The 22,715-nt window shown below is 68.7% G+C and carries 18 protein-coding genes and 1 pseudogene; 11 read left to right on the plus strand and 8 right to left on the minus strand.

Annotation, left to right across the window (positions count from 1 at the left end; all coding sequences use genetic code 11):
* Positions 1-124: 124 nt before the first annotated feature.
* Positions 125-1,843, minus strand: a complete 1,719-nt coding sequence (locus OG966_RS01465) for a CocE/NonD family hydrolase (protein WP_326647472.1) — start codon at positions 1,841-1,843, stop codon at positions 125-127.
* A gap of 778 nt (positions 1,844-2,621) precedes the next feature.
* Between OG966_RS01465 and OG966_RS01470 the strand changes: the two are divergent.
* Positions 2,622-2,867: pseudogene (locus OG966_RS01470) on the plus strand (MerR family transcriptional regulator); the annotation flags it as partial.
* Positions 2,868-2,959: 92 nt separating this feature from the next.
* Here the strand turns inward: OG966_RS01470 and ltrA are convergent.
* On the minus strand, positions 2,960-4,324 hold the full coding sequence (ltrA, locus tag OG966_RS01475) for a group II intron reverse transcriptase/maturase (protein WP_326647473.1): 1,365 nt from the start codon (positions 4,322-4,324) through the stop codon (positions 2,960-2,962).
* Between the two features lie 671 nt (positions 4,325-4,995).
* Between ltrA and OG966_RS01480 the strand changes: the two genes are divergently transcribed.
* Together OG966_RS01480 and OG966_RS01485 are read left to right on the plus strand one after the other, a co-directional pair.
* Positions 4,996-5,406 (plus strand): RidA family protein, encoded by a 411-nt coding sequence (locus tag OG966_RS01480; RefSeq protein ID WP_326647474.1) that lies wholly within the window; start codon positions 4,996-4,998, stop codon positions 5,404-5,406.
* A gap of 117 nt (positions 5,407-5,523) precedes the next feature.
* A complete protein-coding gene (locus tag OG966_RS01485; protein WP_326655038.1) occupies positions 5,524-6,978 on the plus strand; it encodes an NF041680 family putative transposase in 1,455 nt (484 codons plus the stop codon).
* A gap of 9 nt (positions 6,979-6,987) precedes the next feature.
* Here OG966_RS01485 and OG966_RS01490 read toward each other — a convergent pair whose 3' ends face one another.
* Positions 6,988-7,605, minus strand: a complete 618-nt coding sequence (locus tag OG966_RS01490) for a TetR/AcrR family transcriptional regulator (protein ID WP_326647475.1) — start codon at positions 7,603-7,605, stop codon at positions 6,988-6,990.
* A gap of 594 nt (positions 7,606-8,199) precedes the next feature.
* Between OG966_RS01490 and OG966_RS01495 the strand changes: the two genes are divergently transcribed.
* The 3 genes from OG966_RS01495 (at position 8,200) to OG966_RS01505 (ending at position 10,893) form a co-directional block, all read left to right on the plus strand.
* The gene (locus OG966_RS01495) at positions 8,200-8,751 is read left to right on the plus strand and encodes an alpha/beta hydrolase (protein ID WP_326655039.1); all 552 of its coding nucleotides are present in this window, start codon (positions 8,200-8,202) and stop codon (positions 8,749-8,751) included.
* 403 nt (positions 8,752-9,154) lie between these two features.
* On the plus strand, positions 9,155-10,165 hold the full coding sequence (locus OG966_RS01500) for a permease (protein WP_326647476.1): 1,011 nt from the start codon (positions 9,155-9,157) through the stop codon (positions 10,163-10,165).
* A complete protein-coding gene (locus OG966_RS01505; RefSeq protein WP_326647477.1) occupies positions 10,162-10,893 on the plus strand; it encodes a TIGR03943 family putative permease subunit in 732 nt (243 codons plus the stop codon). Before OG966_RS01500 ends, OG966_RS01505 begins: the two co-directional genes overlap by 4 nt.
* Positions 10,894-10,898: 5 nt before the next feature.
* Here the strand turns inward: OG966_RS01505 and OG966_RS01510 are convergent, their stop codons facing one another.
* From OG966_RS01510 to OG966_RS01525, 3 genes are all read right to left on the minus strand, one after another.
* Positions 10,899-11,075 (minus strand): hypothetical protein, encoded by a 177-nt coding sequence (locus OG966_RS01510; protein WP_326647478.1) that lies wholly within the window; start codon positions 11,073-11,075, stop codon positions 10,899-10,901.
* 24 nt (positions 11,076-11,099) lie between these two features.
* Positions 11,100-12,227, minus strand: a complete 1,128-nt coding sequence (locus OG966_RS01515) for an NADH:flavin oxidoreductase (RefSeq protein WP_326647479.1) — start codon at positions 12,225-12,227, stop codon at positions 11,100-11,102.
* A gap of 129 nt (positions 12,228-12,356) precedes the next feature.
* Positions 12,357-14,429 (minus strand): MFS transporter, encoded by a 2,073-nt coding sequence (locus OG966_RS01525; RefSeq protein ID WP_442806651.1) that lies wholly within the window; start codon positions 14,427-14,429, stop codon positions 12,357-12,359.
* A gap of 136 nt (positions 14,430-14,565) precedes the next feature.
* Between OG966_RS01525 and OG966_RS01530 the strand changes: the two genes are divergently transcribed.
* Positions 14,566-15,006 (plus strand): MarR family winged helix-turn-helix transcriptional regulator, encoded by a 441-nt coding sequence (locus OG966_RS01530; protein ID WP_326647480.1) that lies wholly within the window; start codon positions 14,566-14,568, stop codon positions 15,004-15,006.
* Positions 15,007-15,540: 534 nt separating this feature from the next.
* Here OG966_RS01530 and OG966_RS01535 read toward each other — a convergent pair.
* On the minus strand, positions 15,541-16,404 hold the full coding sequence (locus tag OG966_RS01535; RefSeq protein WP_326647481.1) for an LLM class flavin-dependent oxidoreductase: 864 nt from the start codon (positions 16,402-16,404) through the stop codon (positions 15,541-15,543).
* A gap of 623 nt (positions 16,405-17,027) precedes the next feature.
* Between OG966_RS01535 and OG966_RS01540 the strand changes: the two genes are divergently transcribed.
* The 4 genes from OG966_RS01540 (at position 17,028) to OG966_RS01555 (ending at position 21,585) form a co-directional block, all read left to right on the plus strand.
* A complete protein-coding gene (locus OG966_RS01540; RefSeq protein ID WP_326647482.1) occupies positions 17,028-17,429 on the plus strand; it encodes an effector-associated constant component EACC1 in 402 nt (133 codons plus the stop codon).
* A gap of 3 nt (positions 17,430-17,432) precedes the next feature.
* Positions 17,433-19,346 (plus strand): caspase, EACC1-associated type, encoded by a 1,914-nt coding sequence (locus tag OG966_RS01545; RefSeq protein ID WP_326647483.1) that lies wholly within the window; start codon positions 17,433-17,435, stop codon positions 19,344-19,346.
* Positions 19,347-19,368: 22 nt separating this feature from the next.
* Complete coding sequence (locus tag OG966_RS01550; protein ID WP_326647484.1) at positions 19,369-20,643, plus strand: serine/threonine-protein kinase; 1,275 nt, start codon at positions 19,369-19,371, stop codon at positions 20,641-20,643.
* Positions 20,644-21,105: 462 nt separating this feature from the next.
* The gene (locus OG966_RS01555; protein WP_406733420.1) at positions 21,106-21,585 is read left to right on the plus strand and encodes an FxLYD domain-containing protein; all 480 of its coding nucleotides are present in this window, start codon (positions 21,106-21,108) and stop codon (positions 21,583-21,585) included.
* 364 nt (positions 21,586-21,949) lie between these two features.
* Here the strand turns inward: OG966_RS01555 and OG966_RS01560 are convergent, their stop codons facing one another.
* Entirely contained in the window at positions 21,950-22,354 is a 405-nt protein-coding gene (locus tag OG966_RS01560) for a hypothetical protein (protein WP_326647486.1), read from the minus strand.
* Positions 22,355-22,715 lie beyond the last annotated feature (361 nt).

The following is a 22,715-nucleotide window of genomic DNA, read 5'->3' on the forward strand; positions in this document are numbered from 1 at the left end:
TCTTGGCTGGGCGGGATCGTTGCGGGCGAAGAGGTGTATGCGGGGGCACCCCGGTTCCGGCCGGGGGATCACCGGGATCGAGACGAACGGACTCCCGGGGCGTTGCGGCCGGAGGGCAACCCGCTCATTCGCCGTCCAAAATCGGAAGGAGCAGGCGTGAACTGGAGTGCACCGTGTTGACGCCCGCGATCCCGACGGGGGCGTGGCTGAACAGCAGCATGGGCTGGAAGTCATCGCGGGTGTCGTCGCTGGTGAGGACCAGCCGGATACGGTGCCCGCGGTGGAACCGGCGGGCGTTGGCGACCAGCGGGATGCGGTAGTCGACCGGCTCGCCCGGAGGGACGGGGATCCGCGCCTTCATCGGGAGGACGGGCCTGCCCGTCTCACTCGCGTCCTCATCGACGTGGCGCATGCCGGCGCGCAGCCAGCCCTGGGTGATGTCGGCGGCCTTGCCGTCCGGGCCGACGTCTTGCAGGAGCAGGATCCATGCCGTGTCGGTCGCGCTGCTGGTGGCGGTGAGCCGTAGTTCGGGGTGGCCGACCATATCGATGTCGTGGGAAAGGGGGGAACTGGTCCAACTCAGCTGCCCGGGAACGGCGTTCGCGCCGTCGGTGGCGTAACTGCGCTCCCCCGGCTGCTCGTCGGCCGTGAGGGAGCCGTCGGCATTGAGTGCCAGGGCGATGTGGGTGGCCGGCGGGGGCCAGGAGTCGGCGGTGCGCCACTGTTCGGCCCCGGGCAGCCAGTAGCGGATGGCAGGGCCTTCGAGAATGCCGGTGTCCCGGCCCTTGAGCCAGTGGTCGAACCAGGCGAGGGCCTCGATGTGCATGCTTTCCCATGGCCAAGGCAGGCTGTGGTCCCCGAGCATGGCCATGCGCACGTGCGGGTTGTGAGCGAGGGCGTCCCAGGCATCGAACAGGCCGGTCAGGTGGAGGGCGACGTTGGACCACTCGCCGCCGAGGTAGACGGGGATGTCGACACCGGCAAGCAGTCCGGTCAGGTCACGCTCGTCCCACCACGCGTCCCGGGTGGGGTGCTCGGTGGCCACTGCGTTCAACAGGGCATTCCATGGGTGGGCGTCGTGGCGGAAGCGGCTGATCAACTGCAGGCCGCGAGTCGCCTGGACGCCGTCGGTGTGGCGGAACCGCCGGTGGATGACGGGGATGGCGAGAAGCCGGCGCAGGAGACGGGACAGGCCCTTGCGGTAGAGGCGGTCGCCGTGGGCGGACAGGACGCCCAGCGCATGGATCCAGGGGGTGATGAAAGCATCGCTGAACAGGCCGTTGTGGTAGGCGGCTTCCCGGACCTGGACCGTGACGTTGAAGGGGAACAGGGCCTTGAGGTGGGGCGGGCGCTGGGTGGCGGCCTCCATCTGGCTCATGGCGTAGTAGCTGATGCCGATCATTCCTACGTTCCCGTCGCACCATGGCTGCCCGGCGACCCACTCGACCACGTCGAACAGGTCCTTGCGCTCCTGCTCGTCGAAGAAGGTGTAGGTGCCGCCCGAGCCGACCGTGCCGCGGAGGTTGGCGATCACATGGGCGTAGCCGCGCGGCACCCAGAAGTCACTGGCGCCGGCCTCGATGACGGCTGCGGGAGCGCCCAGATCCTGGAGCTGGCGGGGATAGGGAGCCGCCGCGATGAGCGCGGGGAACCTGCCGTCCGCGTCGGGTCGGTGAATGTCGGCCAGGAGCTGGGTACCGTCGCGGACCGGGACGGGCACATTGTCCTCGCGGGTCGTCCCGTGGAGGGCCTGGGACAGGTTGTGGTACTGACGACCGGTGGTCTGCGGTCCGTTGAGCTGACGCTGACCGGGCTCCAACCCAGCGGCCTTGAACCGGGCCATGGCACTCTCATTTCCACGTATACGGAAATTAATGATGCTCACCGTACGCTCGCCGGCTCGCTGCGGGCAAGAGAAATTTCCATACGTCATGAAAATGAGGTCGGCGGGGACACCCGCATGGGCGGTCACTCCCTGCCAGACGTTCGCTGAGAGCTCGACGCCCAGGGGCGCACATCCAGCGTGGCGGTGCGGGCGGGGAGCCCGGGTGACGAAGCTCGTCCAGCGGCGCGCGTTCGCCGCGGTTGGTCTACAGCTCGAACCAGAGTCGGAAAGGGCGTGCGTCCGGCGCGTGGAGCGGCCCCGTGGCCGTCGGGCGCGCGGTCTCACGTCTCGCTCTGTCCCGTGCGCCGCCTGCGCCAGGCCCGTTTGCGGCAGCGGGGAGAGCAGTACGTTGCCGAGACAGGATGTTCGACCCGACCGTCCAGGACCTTCCGCATTCCGGGCAGCTGGACGTTCGGTCGGCCCGGACCGCCTCGGTTCTCGCCCGCGCTCGTCGCATCTGGCGCCAGTGCCGCGACCGGCATACCGACGAGCAGAACACGGCCGTCGCCTTCGGCATCAGCGGACCGCCGCACCCGTGGCACAGCCGCGGCCCGGCATCACGGTCATCCGCGACTACAAGCAGCCGCAGCCGGGGCACACCGTCCTTCCCCGTGGCGCCACCGTAGGGCAACCGCGGGCGTTCGCGCGTTTCAGAAGCAGAGCGCGAGCAGAGGGGGTGCGGAGACGTGGGGCGCGAACTTGAGTCTCCTGCAGGGGGAGACAGGAAGGTGAGCTCATGGACGGCGGCATCCTCTACTCAATCGGTGAACTGGCCCAGCGCACGGGGCTGACAGTCAAGACGATCCGGTTCTACTCCGATCGCGGCATCGTGGCGCCTGCTGACCGCACCCACGCCGGCTACCGGCGCTACGCCCCGGATGCCGTCGCTCGCCTTGCCCTCGTGCGGACACTGCGCGAACTGGGACTCGGCCTCGACATGATCCGGCGGGTCGCGGATCAGGAACTCACCCTCAGTAGGGTCGGGGACTGGCGCGGTGGCTGATGCTCCGTTTCCAGTCCCCGCCGCTTCAAACCGTGCATGCGGTTCTCCCGCACACGGCTTTCCGACATCGTTCACCGACTGGCATGCGCCGTCGCCCAGCGTACGTTTCCGGTGAGGCGGTAGACCCCGAGCCGGGTGATCCATCCGTAGGTGTAACGGGTGGCCCAGTTCCGACCCGCTCGGCCGTGTTTCCGGCTGGTGAAGATCGCCAGCCGTTCGTGGATGTAGCCGTCGATCACGTTGAACTTCCGTCCGGAGTTCCCGTTACGGAAGTACGCCGCCCAGCCCCGCAGGACCGGGTTCAGATCGGCGACCACGGCGGACACCGGCCGCTCGGTCTTCGAGATCGCGGTAGCCGTGCGGACTTTCTCCCGCAGCACTCGCATCGCTCTGACCGAGGGCCAGCGACGCAGGTAGAACCTGCCCCGCCACTTCCACGATTCCGCTTTCCGGTGGTGGAATCCGAGGAAATCGAAGCCCTGTCCGCCCCGCGTGAGACAGACAATGCCGGTCTTCTCCGGATGCAGGCGCATCCCGAGCCGTCCGAGCACTCTCGCCGCCAATTCCCGGGCCTGCTGGGCCCGATGCTCGGTCGGCGACAGAACCACGAAGTCGTCGCAGTACCTCACCAGCACTCCCAGCCGACGGCCCTCGACCTGCCACGCCTCATCGAGGACATGCAGGGCGATATTTGCCAGCAGTGGGGAAATCGGTGAGCCCTGCGGAGTTCCCGCCCCGGTCGGGGAGGTCACCCCGCCCTCCAGAACTCCCATCCTCAGCCAGGCCCGGATCACCTTCAGGAACGGCCGGTCCACCACATGTCGGGCCACCTGGGCCATCAACGCGTCGTGGTCGATCGTCCCGAAGCAGTCCCGGATATCGGCCTCGAAAACCCACTCCCGCCGTTGGTTCGCCGCGACGCGCACTGTTTCGCACGCGCCGATCGCGGACCGCTTGGGCCGGAATCCGTAGCTCGCCTCGGTGAACTGGGCCTCGAAGACCGGTTCCAGAACCAGTTTCGCGGCCGTCATCACCACCCGGTCCGCCACGGTGGGAATCGACAGGGGCCGAAACTCCCCCGGCCGCCCCGGCTTGGGAATCCGGACCCGCCGCAGCACCGACGGACGATACGTATACGTCCGCAGGCGCTCGGCCAGGTCCTGGAGGAACGCATCCACCCCCGAGACCGCCACTGCGTCGACGGTCACGCCATCAACGCCCGGGGCTCCTCGGTTCGCACACACACCGACCCACGCCCGCCGAAGAACGTCCATGCGGTGGACATGGCTATACAGGGCGTGAAACCGGCGTTCGGGTTCTTGCTTGGCACAGCGGTAAAGCGTCCGTTGCAAGGCTCGGACCTTGTCCAAAGGACGGCCACCCGGTCCTGCGGCGCCTTCCTCCCGGCGGATGGAACTAGCCGAAACGGCACTCATCCGGGTCCCTCCCTGTTCGCGAATCGCATCGATGAAGCAGGAGTCCTTCGCTCCCGACGGGTTGTGTTGTCCCGCCGATCACCACTACTACGACCCCCTCCGACTGCCTCTCGACAACCCGCCATTTCCCGGTTCTGCCGGTTATAGGCAGGCCACGCTTCCCGGGCCGCAAACCCGGGGCCGAGGAGGCCCTCTCCAGTTCCCAGGACGACCTTCCGACCATTCCACGCCCCTTACGCCGGGAGGTTCTTCGGCGACCGCTCCAGGCCCGAGATCGCCTTCCATGGCCTTCGCCAAACAAGCACAGGCTCGGCTCCTCCTTGGCCCGCCCGGGGGCGGGGGTTAAATGACGACGCTGCAGGCTTCACTTCATGTTGCGGACTGGTCGGTTGCACGCCCCCGAAGGGCGCTTGTCACTCCACTTCGACGCCACCATTTCGAGTGACGCCGGGAGTCAGCTACCGGGGACCCTGGCGTCTCCCCGAACCGGACTTACACCGGCTGGCTATCCTGAGCTTGACGTCCGGATACATCACCCACACCCCTTCTGAACTGTGATGACGCCCGGACTGCTGGACGTACGCTTGTTCTTTAACCTCACGTCCTGCGGAATGCTTGCCGGTGGAGAAAATGCGGTGCGTGCTGGCACCACGCTGGTCAGACTCGCTGACATGACTGAGAAGATCACCCGCATCAACCCCGAGCAGCTGCATGAGACACCCGGCTACCACCACATCACCGTGGTGGAGGCAGGCCGTACCGCCTATCTGGCGGGGCAGTGCCCGCTTGATCGGAATAGTGACCTCGTCGGTTCCGGTTCCCTCGAGACGCAGGTCGACCAGGTTGTCGCGAACGCGCTCGCTGCCCTGGCAGCGGTGAGTGCCCAGCCTGAACATGTGGTGCGGTCAGTGATCTACGTGCGGAGCGATGAGAGGGACATCCTCGGAGCCGCATGGCGTCGGCTCACCGAGTCTGCCCTGGGTCCGGCGTTCACCACCGCCAGCACGCTCTTGGGCGTCGCCCAGCTGGGCTTTCCGGGACAGCTCGTCGAGGTGGATCTCACCGTGGCGCTGCCTGACTGATTTCGAACGGCGTATCGAACTGGGTAGCCCAGCTGGGCATTCGCGGGACGCTGGGGCGGCCTTCGTCTGATCATGTGCTCCGACCAAGGTGCACCGATCAAGACGAAGGCCGTGAAGGTGAGTCTGCTGCCTGACGCCGGTCCCGGGGAAGCGTTCGCGCAAGCGTCACGCTTCCGGGAGGACTTATTCGACTGCCTGACCGTGCGCGGGGACGAGCTGTTCGAGCTCGTGGACGCATTGCTGTGCGCGGACGGCCCGGTGACGTCGCCGGTGGATCTGACGCTGGTGGCCGAGCACCGGCGTGGGCACGGTGCGATGTACGAGGCGTTGAACCACGGGAACGTGGACGTACCCCGGTTGCGGCAGGTGCTGGCCGGTCTGCCGATGCCGCGGGCCGCCGACGGGCGCCTGGCCCTGGCGGTCGATGTCAGCAACTGGCTCCGCCCTGACGCGCCGACCAGCGCGGATCGCCTGTTCTGCCACGTCTACGGCCGCAGCGGACGCTCCTCGGACCAGTTCATCCCCGGCTGGCCGTACTCGTTCGTCGCCGCCCTCGAATCGGGCCGGACGTCCTGGTGCCAGCTCCTGGATGCCGTCCGCCTCGGGCCCGAGGACGACGTCGCCGAGGCCACCGCCTCCCAGCTCCGCCGGGTGGTCACCGACCTGATCGAGATGGGCCGCTGGCACGTCGGCGACCGCGACATCCTCATCGTCTTCGACGCCGGCTACGACGCTCCACGCATGGCCCACCTCCTCGACGGCCTCCCGGTCGAGGTGCCGGGACGGATGCGTTCCGACCGCGTCATGCGACGGCCGACGCCCTCGCTCAGGGAGTACGCCCTGGCCTATCCCCAGGGCGGGCGACCGCCGAAGCACGGCAAGGAGTTCCGCTTCGCCAAGCCGGACACCTGGGGTGAGCCGGACGCGGCCACAACGCAGGTCACCGACCGATACGGCACCACCCGCGCGATGGCCTGGGACCGTATCCACCCGCGCCTGACCACCCGCTCCGCCTGGATCGAGCACAGCGGCGAACTCCCCATCATCGAGGGCACACTGATCCGCCTCCAGGTCGACCGGCTGCCCGGCGGAGGAGACCCGCTGCCGCTCTGGCTGTGGTCGTCCGCCACCGGCCTGAACTGCGAGGACGTCGACGTGCGCTGGCAGGCATTCCTGAGGCGCTTCGACCTGGAGCACACCTTCCGGCTGATGAAACAGACCCTCGGGTGGACCCGCCCGAAGCTGCGAACCCCCAAGGCCGGCGAGCGCTGGACCTGGCTGATCATCGCCGCCCACACCCAGATCCGCCTTCTGCGCGAGGCCGCCGCCGACTTGCGGCGGCCGTGGGAGAAGCCCGCCGAGCCCGGCCGACTCACCCCGGCCCGAGTCCGCCGGGGGTTTCGGAACCTCCGCCCGCACCTGCACTGCCCGACCCGCGCGCCAAAACTCTCAACCCCCGGACCTGGCAGGCCACTTGGCTCGAAAAACCGGCGGCCCGCCACCCGTTACGACGTGGGTAAAACCGTGAAACGACCAGAGAGCATCACCGAACGAAACCGACTCAAACCATAAAGAACAAGCTCAGGCGTTCTCCGAGATGTCGTCGCCCAGGGGGCCGGTGAGGTAGTACTGCACAGTCGGCGCGATCAGGCGGATGACCTGCTCCGAAGGCATGTGGGCGATGCGGTCGATCGCCCAGACATAACGCGTCATCGCCAGGCCCACGATCTGTGTGGCGACCAGGTCTGCGCGCAACTGGGCCTCGTCGTCGGGAAGGCTCGCCGACACGACCTGCAGGACAAGAGCGGAGAAGACAGAGCGGAGGCGCTCCATGGCGAAGGGCTCGTGGCTTGCGGCGAGGATGATCGAGCGCAGGATCTCCGAGGTGGCCTGGTCATCCCACATACGCAGCGCCGCCTCCACGAAGGCCCGCCCGCGCTCCTCCAACGGCACCTCGGCGGCCTCGGCAATGCCGTCGCCGAAGGCATCCGGCGGCTCCAGCGCCGCCTTCAGCAGTCCCATCTTGTTGGAGAAGTAGTAGTTCACCAGGGTGGGATCCACATCGGCGGCCTGAGCCACCGACCGCAATGAGGTCCTGTCGTAGCCCCGCTCCGCGAAGGACTTGCGTGCCGCCGTCAGGATGCGGTCCGCCTGCGCGCCACGTTCCCCGCGGGGCCCCCTTCCTGCCCGTGCCGCCATCTCCCGCCGTCCTCCATTTTCCCGTTCCGGACTTGCGTGATCGCCTGCCGGTGAAGTTTCAGCATCCGCTGAACCGGTTTTCACTGTACCGTGAAATTGCAACCACAAGGCCGCACCCACTGGCGCTCCCCCTGCGCGGGTAAAGGACGCCGCCGACAAGCGCCGGGCCGGCCAAGACAGCGACGGCGAAGAAACAGACAGAGGCTTCGCCATTCGCTTTCCTGACGAAGGCGGAGCTCTACCGGCGCGCCACGGAGGCGCGCAACGAGAAAGTCCGGGTGGAGGTCGGCGGCGGCCGCGGTGATGTCGGGGAAGGCGCGGGTGAGGTCCACCTTCCTGGTGACCCCAGGGGGGTTCGGCGTGCGGTGGCTGCCGGGCTGAGGTCTGCTTGGTGAGTCGGACACCCCCGGCTCCGCTGAAAGGGCACCGATCCATGGCTGACAAGCCCGCAATCGTCTTGGTACACGGTGGTTTCGTTGACGGGTCCGGCTGGCGACCGGTCTACGACCTGCTCACCCGCGACGGTTACCGCGTCGCCGTGGCGCAGACCCGACCCTGTCCCTGCAGGGCGACGCCGCCGCGGCGAGGCTGATCATCGACGCACAGGACCGCCCGGTCGTGCTGGTCGGTCACTCCTACGGCGGCGCGGTCATCACCGAAGCGGGCACCGACCCGAACGTGGCGGCCCTGGTCTACATCGCGGGGTTCGTACCGGACGCCGGCAAGTCGGTCAACACACTCCTCGCCGACTTCCCAACCGACGTTCCCGGACCGCCGATCCTGCCGCCCGCGGACGGCTTCCTCTCTCTCGACCGGGACAAATTCCGTGCGTCGTTTGCTGGTGACCTGCCTGCTGACATGGCTGCGTTCATGGCCCACTCGCAGGTTCCCTGGGGCGTAGAGGCCCTCGGCGGGCAGGTCACCGAGGCCGCCTGGCGGACCAAGCCAAGCTGGTACCTGATCACTACCGACGACAAGATGATCCCCCCGCCTGCCCAGCGCACCATGTCCGGGAGAGCCGGTTCTACCACCGTCGAGGCCGCGGGCAGCCATTCCATCTACGTGTCACAACCGGCCGCAGTGGCCGACCTCATCAAACAGGCTGCCGCGGGAAACTGCCACGACGTCACCCGATCGTGGCACTGATCAACACCGTGTCCGCCGTCGAGGAGATGAGTCCCTGCCACAACCGCGCGGCTTCGCCAGGTAGCTGCCCTTCGGGGGATTCATCATCTTCAGTTGATGTCCCCGGCACTGATCGGGCCGCCCGCCGTCCCTCGTATACGAGTTCGACCACACTGAGCGAGTGAGTGCCGTACCAGCTACTAGCCATGATCACCGGCGCAGCCGGCGCACTTGGCGGAGCCATCTGGTTCAGCGGGTGATGACAGCCGGGCCGGCCGAGCATCCCGGCGAGCATCCGCCGGCCTGTGCCGTCGTCGACGCACCAAATGCGCACCCGAAGAATGAGCAGCTGTGCCGGAACCGGCGTACTGAAGGTGGAGGGAATCGACCCACGAAGCCTTTCCGTACCGGAGGTACCTCGCCCGTGACCACCAGCAAAGCGGCCCCGAGGCGGGTTGACGACCGCGAGGCGGAGGATCCGCAGGGTTGGCAGTTCAACTCACCCCTCGTCCTCACCATGCTGCTGCTCCTGGTGGTTGTGCTGCAGGGGCCGATCCGCCGGGCGTTGTCCGCGCCGGTGATGCAGAGTTGGATGACCGTGTTCGTCGCGGTGTTCGTCCAGGCCCTGCCCTTCCTCGTGCTCGGCGTGCTGCTGTCGGCAGTCATCGCGGTGTTCGTCCCACCCTCGTTCTTCGCCCGCGCGCTGCCGAGACGGCCCGCCCTCGCGGTGCCGGTCGCCGGGATGGCCGGGGCCGTCCTCCCCGGCTGCGAGTGCGCCTCCGTGCCGGTGGCCGGAGCGCTCGTGCGCCGGGGCGTCACCCCTGCGGCGGCGCTGGCATTCCTGCTGTCCGCCCCGGCGATCAACCCGATCGTGCTGACCGCCACCGCCGTCGCCTTTCCACGTAACCCGGAGATGGTCCTCGCCCGGTTCGCGGCGAGTCTGCTCGTGGCGTGCGCGATGGGCTGGTTGTGGCACGGGCTGGGCCGCGCCGACTGGCTGCGCCCACCGGACCACCCGTCGTTCGACGGCCTCGGCAAGGGGGCGGCTTTCTGGGGATCCGTACGGCACGACGTGATGCACGCCGGCGGCTTCCTCGTCGTCGGCGCGCTAGCCGCGGCCACCCTCAAAGCCGTGGTGCCGGCAAGCTGGCTGCACACCGCGGCCAACAACCCCGTGGTGGCGGTCCTCGCCCTGGCGACCCTCGCGGTGGTGTTGTCGATCTGCTCCGAGGCCGACGCATTCGTGGCAGCGTCCCTGTCCCAGTTCTCGCTCACCGCCCGGCTGGCGTTCCTCGTCGTCGGACCGACGATCGACCTGAAACTGTTCGCCATGCAGGCCGCCACGTTCGGCCGCGGGTTCGCGCTGCGGTTCGCCCCCGCCACCTTCACCCTGGCCGTCCTCATGTCGGCCCTGGTCGGGGCGGTCCTCCTGTGAACCGGCAGGCGCAAGCAGCCGTGCTGTTCCTCGTCGGCGGGGCGGTGCTGCGCGCGAGCTTCACCGACCTCTACCTGCGCTACGTCAAGGCCGGGTTGCGCCCGTTGCTGCTCGTGGCCGGCATCGTCCTGATTTTCGCCGCCATCGCCACCGTCTGGTACGAACTGCGACAGCCGCGCACGAGCCCGGAGAACCAGCCCGAGCGTGAGCACGACGGGCGCGGCCACGCCCACCGCGAACCACGTATCTCCTGGCTCCTCGTCCTGCCTCTGTTCGCTCTCATTCTGGTCGCCCCACCCGCACTGGGCTCCTACAGCGCCACGCGCACCGGCACGGCCCTGCAAAAACCCTGGGGCTTCCCCACCCTTTCCGCCGGTGACCCCCTCCAGCTCAGCGTCGTCGACTACGCCGGCCGCGCCGTTTACGACCACGGACGTTCCCTTGGCGACCGGCGGATCAGAGTTACCGGCTTCGTCACCGTCGACCGCAACGGCGCGCCCTACCTGACCCGCATGGTCCTCAACTGCTGTGCTGCCGACGCCCAACCCGTCAAGATCGGCCTGACCGGCCGGATTCCCCCCGTCATGCAACCCGACAGCTGGCTTGAAGTCACCGGCACCTACACCACCAAGCAGACCAAAGACCCCGTCAACGACGGTGCCATCCCGTTCATCAACATCAGCCAAGCCAGACCGGTCCCTACCCCACACAACCAGTACGAAGAGTGAAGTAGTCAGGGACGCAGATCCGCTGCCGGGCGGGCCGAGCCTGCCACGAGTGAAGCGGTGAACCCGTGCCGCGGCGCGGTGAGCACCTGCTGCGCCGGTCCCCGCTCGATGAGCTCACCGGCGTCCAGTACGGCGATCCGGGCGGCAGTCGCTGCGGTGCCGAACTCCGGACGGCCAACCACGCAGATCAGCGACTTCTATACCCCCTAGCTCAGCGTCTTCATCGCCGCCGCGTCGAACGGCTTCATCTCCTCGAACCGGTCCCCCAGGACCTTCGCCGCCCACTGCGGGTCCTGGAGCAGGGCGCGGCCGACGGCGACCAGGTCGAACTCGTCGCGCTCCAGGCGGTCGAGGAGGTTGTCGATGCCCTGGACCGGGGCGCCCTCGCCCATGAAGCCGCGGATGAAGTCGCCGTCGAGGCCGACCGAGCCGACGGTGATGGTGGGCCTGCCGGTGAGCTTCTTGGTCCAGCCCGCCAGGTTCAGGTCCGAGCCCTCGAACTCCGGGAGCCAGTAGCGGCGAGTGGAGGCGTGGAAGGCGTCGACGCCGGCCGCGGCGAGCGGGGTCAGGATCGCCTCCAGCTCCTCCGGGGTCTGGGCAAGCCTTGCATCGTAGGCTTCCTGCTTCCACTGCGAGTAGCGGAAGATCACCGGGAATTCGGGCGAGACGGTCTCGCGGACCGCGGCCACGATCTCGGCCGCGAACTTCGTACGGGCCACAAGGTCGCCGCCGTAGGCGTCGGTGCGGCGGTTCGTCCCCGCCCACAGGAACTGGTCGAGGAGGTAGCCGTGGGCGCCGTGCAGTTCGACGCCGTCGAAACCGATGCGCTCGGCGGCCGCCGCGGCCTCGGCGAAGGCGCCGATGACGTCGTCCAGGTCGCGCCGGGTCATCGCCCTGCCGGCGTTCTCGGTGCCGTCGACGCGGATGCCGGAGGGGCCGACGGCGGGGGCGTCGGCGTAGGGCGCATCACCCTGCTTGCGCACCATGCCGATGTGCCACAGCTGCGGCACGATGGCGCCGCCCGCCGCGTGAACGGCCTCGGCGACCTTCGCCCACCCCGCCAGCTGCTCCTCGCCGTAGAACCGCGGCACACGGTCACTCTGCCCGGCCGACTCGTGGCCGACGTAGGTCCCCTCGGTGACGATCAGGCCCACACCCGCGGCGGCGCGACGGGCGTAGTACGACCGCACGTCCTCACCAGGGACGCCGCCCGGGGAGAACATGCGCGTCATCGGCGCCATCACGATGCGGTTCGGGACAGTCAGGCCGTTCAGCACGACGGGCCGGGACAGGATCTCGGCCGCACGGGAGGCGGAGGACGTAGTGACGGTCATGGGGTGCTCCTTGTAAGCATCAGTAGATATGTGCAACGTGCATTTGAATACGTGTAGGGGTCGATCGTCCGGGCGGTCACGGCATTCCGCCTGTCCGGTGAGCTGCCCTGTGATCCCGGACACCGCCGCCTACTGCGCCGCGGGGTGCGCCAGCGCCATGTCGAAGCTGTCCGTACCGCGACCCTCGACGGCCAGCGTCGACGCCACGGGCGGGTAGCCGCTGGCGATGAGCGAGTACTCGCCCGCGGTCAGATCGGTGAAGGCGTACGCGCCGTCGGCGTCCGTGATGGTGGTGCGCACCACGTTCCCGGCGGCGTCCACCAGCGTCACCCGGGCATCGGGCAGCCGGCGGCCGCCCTCCCCGGCGCGTACGGTGCCCCGCACCTGCAGACCGGCCGGTCCTGTGACGCGGGGGAGCTTGATGGCGTACGCGACCGGGGTGGCCGCCGCCATGACCGTGGCGGCCTGCGGCTGATGGCCTTCGGCGGCCGTGATCAGGACGTACGGGCCACTGGTGGGGGCGTCCAGCGCGTACCGGCCATCGGGTTGGGAGACCGTGCGTCCCACCTGCCGTCCATCCGGCGAGACAAGGGCGAGGGCGGCACCGCCCAGTACTTCGCCGTCGGCGTCCCGCACCAGGCCGCGGAACCCGGCCCCAGCCTGGACAGCATCGGCCTGGACCGCAGGCTCCGTAACCGGATCAGCAACGGCCGTCTCCACGGCCGGAGTTGACGGGGCGTCCGCGCTTGCCCTGCCCGCCTCGACGACCCGGGGGCCGTGCTGTCCGCGCAGGCCGAGCCAGCTGATCACCACGACCAGCGCGAAGGCGACGGCCCCGATGCCGAAGGTGAGAGTGAACCCGGATTCGGCGGGCAGCGGCGGAACGCCCGCCGGCAGGTGCTCGATGGTCTTGGACGCCAGGATCGTGGTGACAATGGCGCTGCCGATCGCGCTGCCGGTGGAGCGGGAGATCGAGTTGATGCCGTTGGCGATGCCGCTTTGGTGGTGCGGGACGCTCGCCATGATGACGGCGGGCATGGCAGCGTAGCCGAAGCTGACGGCCGCGCCGGTCATGAGGCCGGCTCCGATCACCGAGGCGGTGTGGGCGTGGTCGAGGGCCAGCCAGCCGAAGCCGACGGCCCCGAATACTGCGGCCATGCCGAGCACGAACCGGGGGCCGCGCTGGCGCACCAGCTGGCCACCGATGGGCGAGGCGAGCAGGGAGACGATCGCGCCGGGCAGCAGGAACTGGACGGATGCGCGCAGGATGGACGCGTCGAAGCCGAAGCCGGTGAGCGCCTCGGGCATCTGCACGAAGTAGGAGACGCCCAGGAAGTTCGCGAACATGCCGAAGCCGACGAGGACGCCGGCGAGGTTGGCCATGAGGACCGGGCGATGGATGAACATCCGCATGTCGACGAGGGGCTCGCGGACCTTGAGCTCGGTCAATACCCAGACAACGGTCATGACGGCCGCGCCGGCGAAGGTGCCCAGCGTGCGGCCGGAGGTCCAACCCCACTCGTGGCCTTGGGAGATCGGCAGCAGGAGCAGCAGCAGAGCGATGCCGAGGGTGAGGGCGCCGAGGAAGTCGGTGCGGCCGCCAGTCTTGTGCCGGGTCGCGGGGACCAGGAAGACGACGGCGAGCAGAGCAAGGGCCGCGAAGCCGGTCGCCATCCAGAAGGCGTTGCGGTAGTCGGCGTCGGCGCCGGAGGTGAGCAGGCCCGTGGCGACGAGTGCGAGCCCGCTGCCGAACGCAAGGGTGCCGCTGACCAGGGCCATGGCGCCGGGCAACTTCTGCGGCCGGACCTCCTCACGCAGGACGGAAAGGGCCAGCGGGAAGATCGCGGTGGCGGCACCCTGGAGCACCCGGCCCAGAATCAGCAGCGGCAGCGAGCTCGCGAGCGCGGCGACGACGGAGCCCGCGACCATGACGACGAGCACGGCCACCAGGGTGGGCTTCTTGCCGTGCTGGTCCCCGAAGCGGCCAAGCAGCGGGGTGAAGACGGCGGCGGACAGCAGGGTGGCGGTGGTCACCCAGCTGACGTTGGCGGTCGAGGTGCCGAGGTCGCCCTGGATCAGGCCCAGGATCGGGACGGGCAGGGTCTGCATCATCGACACGACCATGGCGGCAAGGCTCAGGGCGAAGACGATGACCGTCTCGTTCCGTTGCCCGGCGGCGGGGACGGATGCGGCGTGGCTCATGGCTGGCGGGACCTTCTCAATGCTTCAGATCGTATATGTTTGATGACGTCAAGCACTTCGCAGACGGTAGACCTCAATAGTTAAGGTAGTCAAGTAAACAATTGATGATATGAAGCAAATTGAGTACGCTCAAGCCATGAGCGCCACCGCCCCGCAGGCACCCACCAAGCTCCAACTGCTGGAACTGCTCGCCGCCATCGGCACCGCCCAGTGGCGCGATTTCGCAGCCACCGCCGCCCATCACGGCCTCACCTCCGTGCAGGCCAAGGTCCTCGCCCAGCTCGACGGCCCGCTGCCGATGCGCGGCCTCGCCGCCCTGCTGGTGTGCGACGCGTCGAACGTCACGGGGATCGTGGACCGGCTGGAGGCCCGCGAGCTGGTCCGCCGTGAAGCCGACCCCGCGGACCGCCGGGTGAAGAACGTCGTCGCGACCGACACGGGCCGCGAGATCATCCGCTGCGTGCGCGAGGAGATGCAGGAGACGCACGGCGCCCTCGACGCCCTGGACGAAGCCGAGAGCGCGACGCTCTACGCCCTGCTGGAACGCTTGCGAAAGACGATGGAGAAGGACGCCTGACAGCGACTGTTACCCATCGCGTTCCCACCGACGCCGGAGGCTTTCGAGGAGACAGTCCAGGCTTCGCCGGGAGTGGAGGTGCTCAACGCGATTGCGCAGGAGTTCGGTCCCGAGTTCCTGCTCGCAGGGAAGGTCTTGACTGACCAGGCGATGGTCGTCAACGGCTTGCCGGCGTCGGGGTGGACGCCGGCCCGGATCCGGCACGTTGTCGCGGGCCCGGACTGGCCAGGAGAGATCAGGACGAGTCGGGACGCGATCATCGCCGACCGGCTGCGGCGCGCCTCAGCCGGTCCGGTCCCAGCTTCCGCTCCTCCCATTCCGCTGCAGGCATCGTCACAGCGCCGTGATTCCTCGGCGGGCGCGGACGGTGGTGCGACGTGGACTCCGCCTCCGTGGACGGGTGATGTGCCGAGGGTGCGCCGTAACCAGCCCCCCAGTAGTCGAGTGTCGACGACGCCTGAATCCGGGTTCAGGCACAGATTCCGTGAAGTCGATCATGCTGCCGTGCGCCGGTGACGCTCCGAACGGCCCTGCTCAGTAAAGGGCCGGCGGCCCCTGCTCAATGCGGCGCAGCACCGGCGTGAGCTGGTCGAGTTCATCGCTGCCTTGGAGCTGCCGTTCGTCCCACCATGTGGCGCCGGCGTCCAGCAATGGCCCGATCACGTCGCGCGCCTTCGCGCCCTCGCCGGCAGTCGCGCCGCCGAGGACGATCTCGAAGGGACTGTCCTCCTGGTCGTCGCGGTGCTGGTGAAGGTATTCGATCAGGTCGCGGACCTGATCGACGGGTGGAACGTGGCCGTGCCTGGCGGAAGCGAACAAGGGGACCGCGCCGTCCCAGCGGGCGGCGCGGCGCATCGGCGGGCGGTTCGGCCAGAATCCGGCAATCCAGACCGGCGGTCGGGGGTGTTGCACGGTGGCGGGCAGCAAGGTCACGTCTCGTACCTGGTAGTGCTGTCCGTCGTGGTTTACGGGCTCGCCCGACCAGAAGCGTTGGAGCAAGTCCAGCCCCTCGTCGAGGCGTTGGGCGAGTACGAGGGGGTCGGTTGTGTCGCCGAAGCTGCCGTACTCGTCCTCGATCGGACCGCCCAGACCCGCCCCGAAGATGACCCTGCCGCCACTGAGGGTGTCCAAGGTGGCTACTTGGCGGGCGAGTTGCTGCGGACGCTGCCGGGCGACGGGGGTGACCAGCGTGCCCAGCCTGATCCGCGACGTCGCCAGCGCTGCGGCCGTCAGCAACATCCAAGGGTCCCCGAACGGCCGCTGGTGCCGTCTGTGCACAACATGGTCCCAGACGAACAGCCCATCCCAGCCGGCCTGTTCCGTCGCAGCGGCGACGGTCGCCACCGTCCTGGGATCGGCGAAGTCCCCGAAGTTGGGGATGTTGATGGAAAAACGCATTCCCGCATAGTCCTCCGCACGGCCAGGCGCGGCAATCGGATAACAGGACATGGCCAGCCGAGCGTGACGCAGTGGGTGGACGTAGTCGTGCAGGGTGCTGTAGCTGCGGCAGGCCCCGCGTTCGTGTAGTTCGCGGTGCAGCGATGCCGCCGGCGGCCAGCACCCCGCGGCCGCACCAGAGCAGTCGGCACGCCCGTTGGAACAGTTCCCACAACTCATCCCGCCCCAGCCGCTCCACGAGCAACCAGATGAAGTGAGCTGCCAGGTCTGAGCATCGCGGTAGGACGCCCGCGCCCAACTCCGGGAAGCGGCAGACATGACCACCAAGGAGGTGGCGGCCCGGCTGTACTCATGGGCGGCACGCAGCGATGCCGCACACGAGGGACGTCGAAGCGAGCAACAGAACGCCCGAGGCACGTCCCCGGTGGCGCGCACTGGAACTGGCCCGCACATGCCTGCTGTCCCGACGCGTCCTGACCGAGCCTCGGGAACTGGTCCGGCCTGACTCCCCCATCCACCCCCGTGCCGTACTTGGCCGTGGCACAGTGGTGTGAGGCACAGCACACGGGGGGCTCGGTCCGCGGGCCCGTAGGACATGGCGTGCGGCGGAGAGGTGGTCTGCCATGGAATCACGGCTGGCTGTCGATGGTCCCGAGGGACCGGACACCCTGGTGGAATTCCGGGATTGGCTCGGCGAGGAACCGCAGCTCCGCGGGTGCGTCCGCGTCCCCGCGTCGGTGCCACGCCCGGGCGATCTCGGCTCCTGGAGCGACACGCTGGTCGTCGCGGTCGGGGCAGGCGGCGCACTCACCCCACTGGCCAGGGCGCTTGCGGTCTACCTGAGGCAGCCGCGGCGCAGCACCGTTCGGGTCAAGGTCATCGAACGTGACGGAACCCGTACGGAGTTGACCGTCCAGCACGCCAAGGATGTCGGCGAGGTGGAGCACCTGCTCCGGGCAGCGCTGCACCCCGACTCCGATGCCAATTCCCCTGCTCCGGGCGGACCGGCTGATCCGGCGTCCTGACTCATGCTGCGTCCACCCGACGCGGCCCGATCGCGCGCGGTACTGGTGGGCGTCGCCGAGTACCCCGACGATCCTCGGCTGCCGGACATCTCCGCCGCTCGGAACAACGTCCGCGATCTGCGACGGCTCCTCACCGAAGGCCGTCCGGGCTCCTTCTCCGTGGAGCACACCGAGGAGGTGATCGACCCGGCAACGCCACGGGACCTCGGGCTGCCTCTGCTGCAGGCCGCCCGCCAGGCGGAGGACGTGTTCCTCGTCTACTACACCGGCCATGGATTGATCGGCCGTGAGAAGCGCGAACTGCATCTCGCACTGGGCCGCTCCGACTCCGAGGCACCCTCGTTCACCGCCTTCCCTTTCCAGGGCATTCGCGAGGCGTTCCTGGCCAGCCCGGCACGCAACCGCGTATTGATCCTGGACTGCTGCTTCTCCGGCCGCGCCATCACCGGAGGGCTCTCAGGGGTGTACGAGCCACTCATCGACCAGATGGAGATCGCCGGTACCTACACGCTGACCTCTGCCTCCGCAAATGAGGTTGCCCGCTTCGAGGAGGGCGAGCGGCACACGGCCTTCACCGGCGAGCTGCTGCTGGCCCTACGGGACGGAATACCCACAGCGCCCACGGCCGAGGTAACCCTCGGCGCCCTCTACCGGCACCTCAAGCGGGTTCTGCCGGCGAGGGGTCTGCCCGAGCCGCAGCACTGCGGGACCGATACCGCCGAGTTCCTCGTTCTCGCCCGGCCTCCACGCGCTACCGGTCGCCCTACGGCATCCCGTCCCGACCCGGGGATCTCCACGGGCCCACGCGAGGACCTACTGGCCCGCAGGGACCTCGGCCACCGCAGAGGCGAGGCGGGCCAGACCGGAGAGGCAGTCCGTCTGCTGAGCGAGGTGGTGCCCGACCTGACCAGGTTTCTGGGGCCGGACGACCGGGAGACCCTCGTCGGACGGATCAATCTCGCTTACTGGACGGGAAATGGAGGAGACGCGGACGAGGCACTGCGACTTTCCCACGCTGCCGTCAGCGATATGACACGCGTTCTGGGACCGAGCCACCGTGCGACCCTCGTCGGCCGCGCCCAACTCGCACACTGGATCGGGGAAACAGGCAATGTCGGGGAGGCGCTGCGGCTGTCCACCGCCGTTGTCTCCGACCTCACCCAGATCCTCGGCCCCGACGACCGTCAGACCCTCATCGGCCGCGCCCGGCTGGCACGCTGGACCGGCGAAGCCGGCGACCCGGCATCGGCGGCCGGCCTGACCGGGGCGCTTGTACCCGATCTCTCGCGGGTGCTCGGGCCCGACGACCGGGAGACCTTCGTCGGACGGATCAACCAGGCTCAGTGGACAGGCCGGGCAGGCGGCAGTAGGAAGGCGACGAAGCTGCTCACCGGACTTGTACCGGACCTCTCGTGGGCACTCGGCCCTGATGACCGCCACACCCTGGTGGGACGGTCGCGACTGGCTCAGTGGTCGGGTGCGGCAGGTCGGCGCCGACAGGCGCTGCGACTGTTCACTGCCGTGGTGCCCGACCTGGGGCGGATCGTGGGCCCGGACGACCGGGAGACGCTGCTCGCCCGGGGTCAACTCGCCCAATGGACGGGGGAGACGGGAGACGCGGTAGAGGCCGTACGGATGTTCGCGTTGCTCGTGAACGACCTGGCCTGGGTGTTGGGCCGCGACGACCGCGCGACCCTGGTCAGCCGGGCGCGGGTGGCGCACTGGACAGGGGCCGCGGGGGACGTGGGCGAGGCCGTGCGTCTTTTCAACACAGTGCTGCCCGATCTCAGGCGCGCCTTGGGTCCGGACGACCCGGAGACCCTCGGCAACCGTGTTCTCCTCGCCCGGTGGCGGCGGAAGGCGGACCGGCGGCTCAAGGCGCAGCTCTTCTACGGGGCACAAGGGGGGCCGCGGTGACAACGGCTGCGGGTGCGGCGAGGTGACCGGCGGCAGTCCCCTGCCCCTGAAGGCCGGTGACCCGGAGCAGATCGGCCCGTACCAGCTCATCGGACAATTGGGCGCCGGTGGCATGGGCAAGGTGTACCTCGGCAGGTCGCCGAGCGGCCATCTGGCAGCGGTCAAAGTGATCCACGATTTCCTCGCTGACGACAACGAGTTCCGCGCACGGTTTCAGCGCGAGGTGCGCTTGGCGTCGTTGGTCAACGGTCCGTTCACCGCTCAGGTGTTGGATGCCGACGCGCAAGGGGGACGGCTCTGGATGGCCACCCAGTACGTGCCGGGACCCTCGCTGAACGACGCCGTCACCGCCTTCGGACCGCTGCCGCCCCGGTCGCTGCTGGCGCTGTGGCTGGGCCTCCTCAGCGCGCTGCAGACTTTCCACTCCGCCGGGGTGATCCACCGGGATCTCAAACCGTCCAACGTCCTGCTCGCCATCAACGGGCCACGGGTCATCGACTTCGGGATCTCGACGCACGGCGGGGAGAGTCGGCTCACTCGTACCGGTGTGGCGGTCGGCACCCCGGGCTTCATGTCACCCGAGCAGGTCGCCGGTAGCCCGGTGGGCCCGTGGAGCGACATCTTCGCGCTGGGCAGCGTGCTGGCATTTGCGGCCTCGGGCACCAGTCCGTTCGGGACCGGCGCGCCGATAGCCCTGCTCTACCGCATCCTCCACGAGGAACCGGAACTCATCGGCCTCCCGAACAGAGTCACCGCGCTGGTGCGCCGCTGCCTGACCAAAGCGCCGGAGGACCGGCCGACCGTTGGCGAGCTTCTGGCCGGCCTCGCTCCGGAAGAGGAGGACGAAGCTTCACGTCTCCTGGCGCACGGCAACTGGCTGCCGCCGTCCGTGAAGCGCGAGACGCTCGAACGCGCCCAGATGGTTCTCGCCTGGGACGACCGGCGCCGTTCCGCCGGCCGGAATGCGCCGGACGACGACCAGGACACGTTCATCCTGCGGCCGCCGAGTTGGAAGTACGCGTCCGCACCGTCCGTGAACGCCGATGCGGACGGCACCGCCGGCCAGGGGCAACCCGCTCAGGCTGCCGAACCACAGACCGAAATCCGACCCATCCCGCTGCCCGGCGGCGGCACACCCCCACCGCCTGATATCCCGCCGCATCTTGCGACCGCCTGGGGGCCCGATCCCGACCCCGGTGACGACGACTCAGCCCTCCGGACCACCACCGCGCCGCTACCCGCCGACACACCGCCGCTGCCCAGAGCCCTGCGCCGGCGGTGGACCCGATGGTTCTGAGGCGGGCCCCGTCCAGGTCAGACGGGTGAGAGCCACTGTCGGCGCTCCCTGTCTTTATGTCTTCGTCAGTCTGTTCCTATCCGTGTGTCCCGGCGGCTTCCTAACCGCGTCTCGGTTGGACAGGATCGAAGGGCACAAGCGCGATCGCACCAGCTCGGGTCGGCTCCCCACATCCACGACGATGGCCGTGGGCTGCGTGTCACCGCGACCCGCCAGCAGCTGCGCTCCGAAGGCGGACGCGTCGTCCGGCATCGGCCCCCGGGAGGCGCCTACCTCTTCGTCCGCCGCATTTTGGAGCTCCGGCACGAGTGGGACGCAACTGGTGCTGAGCGTCGGGGTGACGTCACCCGGACTGCGTAACCGGACATGCGCGCGACAGGCCCTGGGCATTGACTGGTACGGCAGCCGACCGGAGGGAACGTCATGGCAGGGACGCGGACTCGTGGGCTGGCCGGAGCGGCATTGACCACAGCAGTCGTCGTGGCCGCGGCGGGATGCTCGGACACCGACTCGAACCCCTCGGACACCGTTTCCAAGGCTGCGTCGGCGATCGGTTCAGTGGGCTCGGACGTCACGGCCGCCGCCTCGTCCCTGGCCTCGCGTGCAGCGTCGGCGCTGGCGTCCGCAACTGCCGAGGCGCAGCGGAAGCTCGACGAGGTCAAGGGCGGCGTGAACGCCAAGGACGCCGTGACCCTGGGCGACCCGACCACGGACGACGACGGACGGACCACCGTCAAGGTCATGGCGAAGAACACCACAGACGCGGCGAAGTCCTTCGCGGTGCAGGTCAACTTCACCGACAAGGACGGCAAACTGCAGGACGTGGCCGTCGTCACCGTGTCCGACGTGCCGGCCGGGAAGTCCAAGGACGCCGTCGCGCGCAGCACCCACAAGCTGTCGGGCGACATCATCACCAAGGTGGCAACGGCCCTGCGCTACTGAAGCGATCCTGGGAAAGCCACATCCATACCACTGCAGACCTGGCAGGGACGTTTCCTTCCGAAGGCCCCGCGCGACGGCTACCGGCTGAAGGCGTCCGCCCGGCGGACGGTCCGCCCCCGTCCGCCCCGACGGTCGGGCAGTCCGAGCATCGTAAAGGCCCGCTCGGCCGCGCCACCACGCCGTACGACGAGGGGACCCGGCCAGAAGGACGGCGACCGGGACACGGAGCCTCCAGCCCAGCAGGTGCACCAGAACCGAGGCGGCCGCGGCCGCGCGAAGCAGCAAGCTGCGGCTGGGAGACCACCTGGGCATCACAAGGCAGCGAGGTGGGACCTGTCGCAGGTGGCTGCCAGTCCCTCCAGCTCTACGTAACGCGGCGGTTCCCGAAGACGCGCGACACCCACTGATCGAGCTGGGTGGCGAATGCCGCTGCCGAATCGATGCCGGATGCGGGCAGCGTTCCGGCGTCGTCGAGGCTGGCGACGAAGTCCACATCAGCCCAGCCGCCCCGGAACAGCACCACGGACAGCTCAGAGTCCGGCGGCCCGGAGATGAGCACGCCGATCGAGTCAGGATCACGCACGAGTGCCCTGTCAGTCTCAAGCTGCTGAGGCCACGGCGCGGCTTCGTCCCGCCAAGTCACCTGCCCAACCGTGAGACCGGCCCCTAGCCATCGCACGACCCGCTCCGCAATCGATGCGACTGCCTGATCAAGATCAATGACTCGTTCCACAAGCGGATCATCCCGCACCCGGACGAGCTGTTCCACCGGCTTCCACCTGAGCTTGGGCCGGCAGCCACCAAACCGACTCACGTACGGTCCTCACTCAGGCTCAGCGCAGGTGATCCCCCGATGCGTTGGAGATGATTTCCCAGTCGGGACGGATTTTGGATACGCAGGAGCCGGTCGACTGCCAGGCATGCCGTCCTGAGCTGCGTCACCGTGCCAGTGCCGCTCCCGGGCAGAGGTCGACGTTCGACCAGCCCCCGCGTCCGCATCATTGCACAGTGCAAAAGACGTTCGCCAGGTTGAACACTCGGGGTTCTCTTCCCTTTCTTCTTCGCCGAGTGCGTCGAGTTTCGGGGAGGGAAAGCAAGGGCCCCGCCGCAACAGGCTTCCGCAAGACCGG

It is taken from the genome of Streptomyces sp. NBC_01750 (genome assembly GCF_035918095.1).
GTDB lineage: Bacteria > Actinomycetota > Actinomycetes > Streptomycetales > Streptomycetaceae > Streptomyces.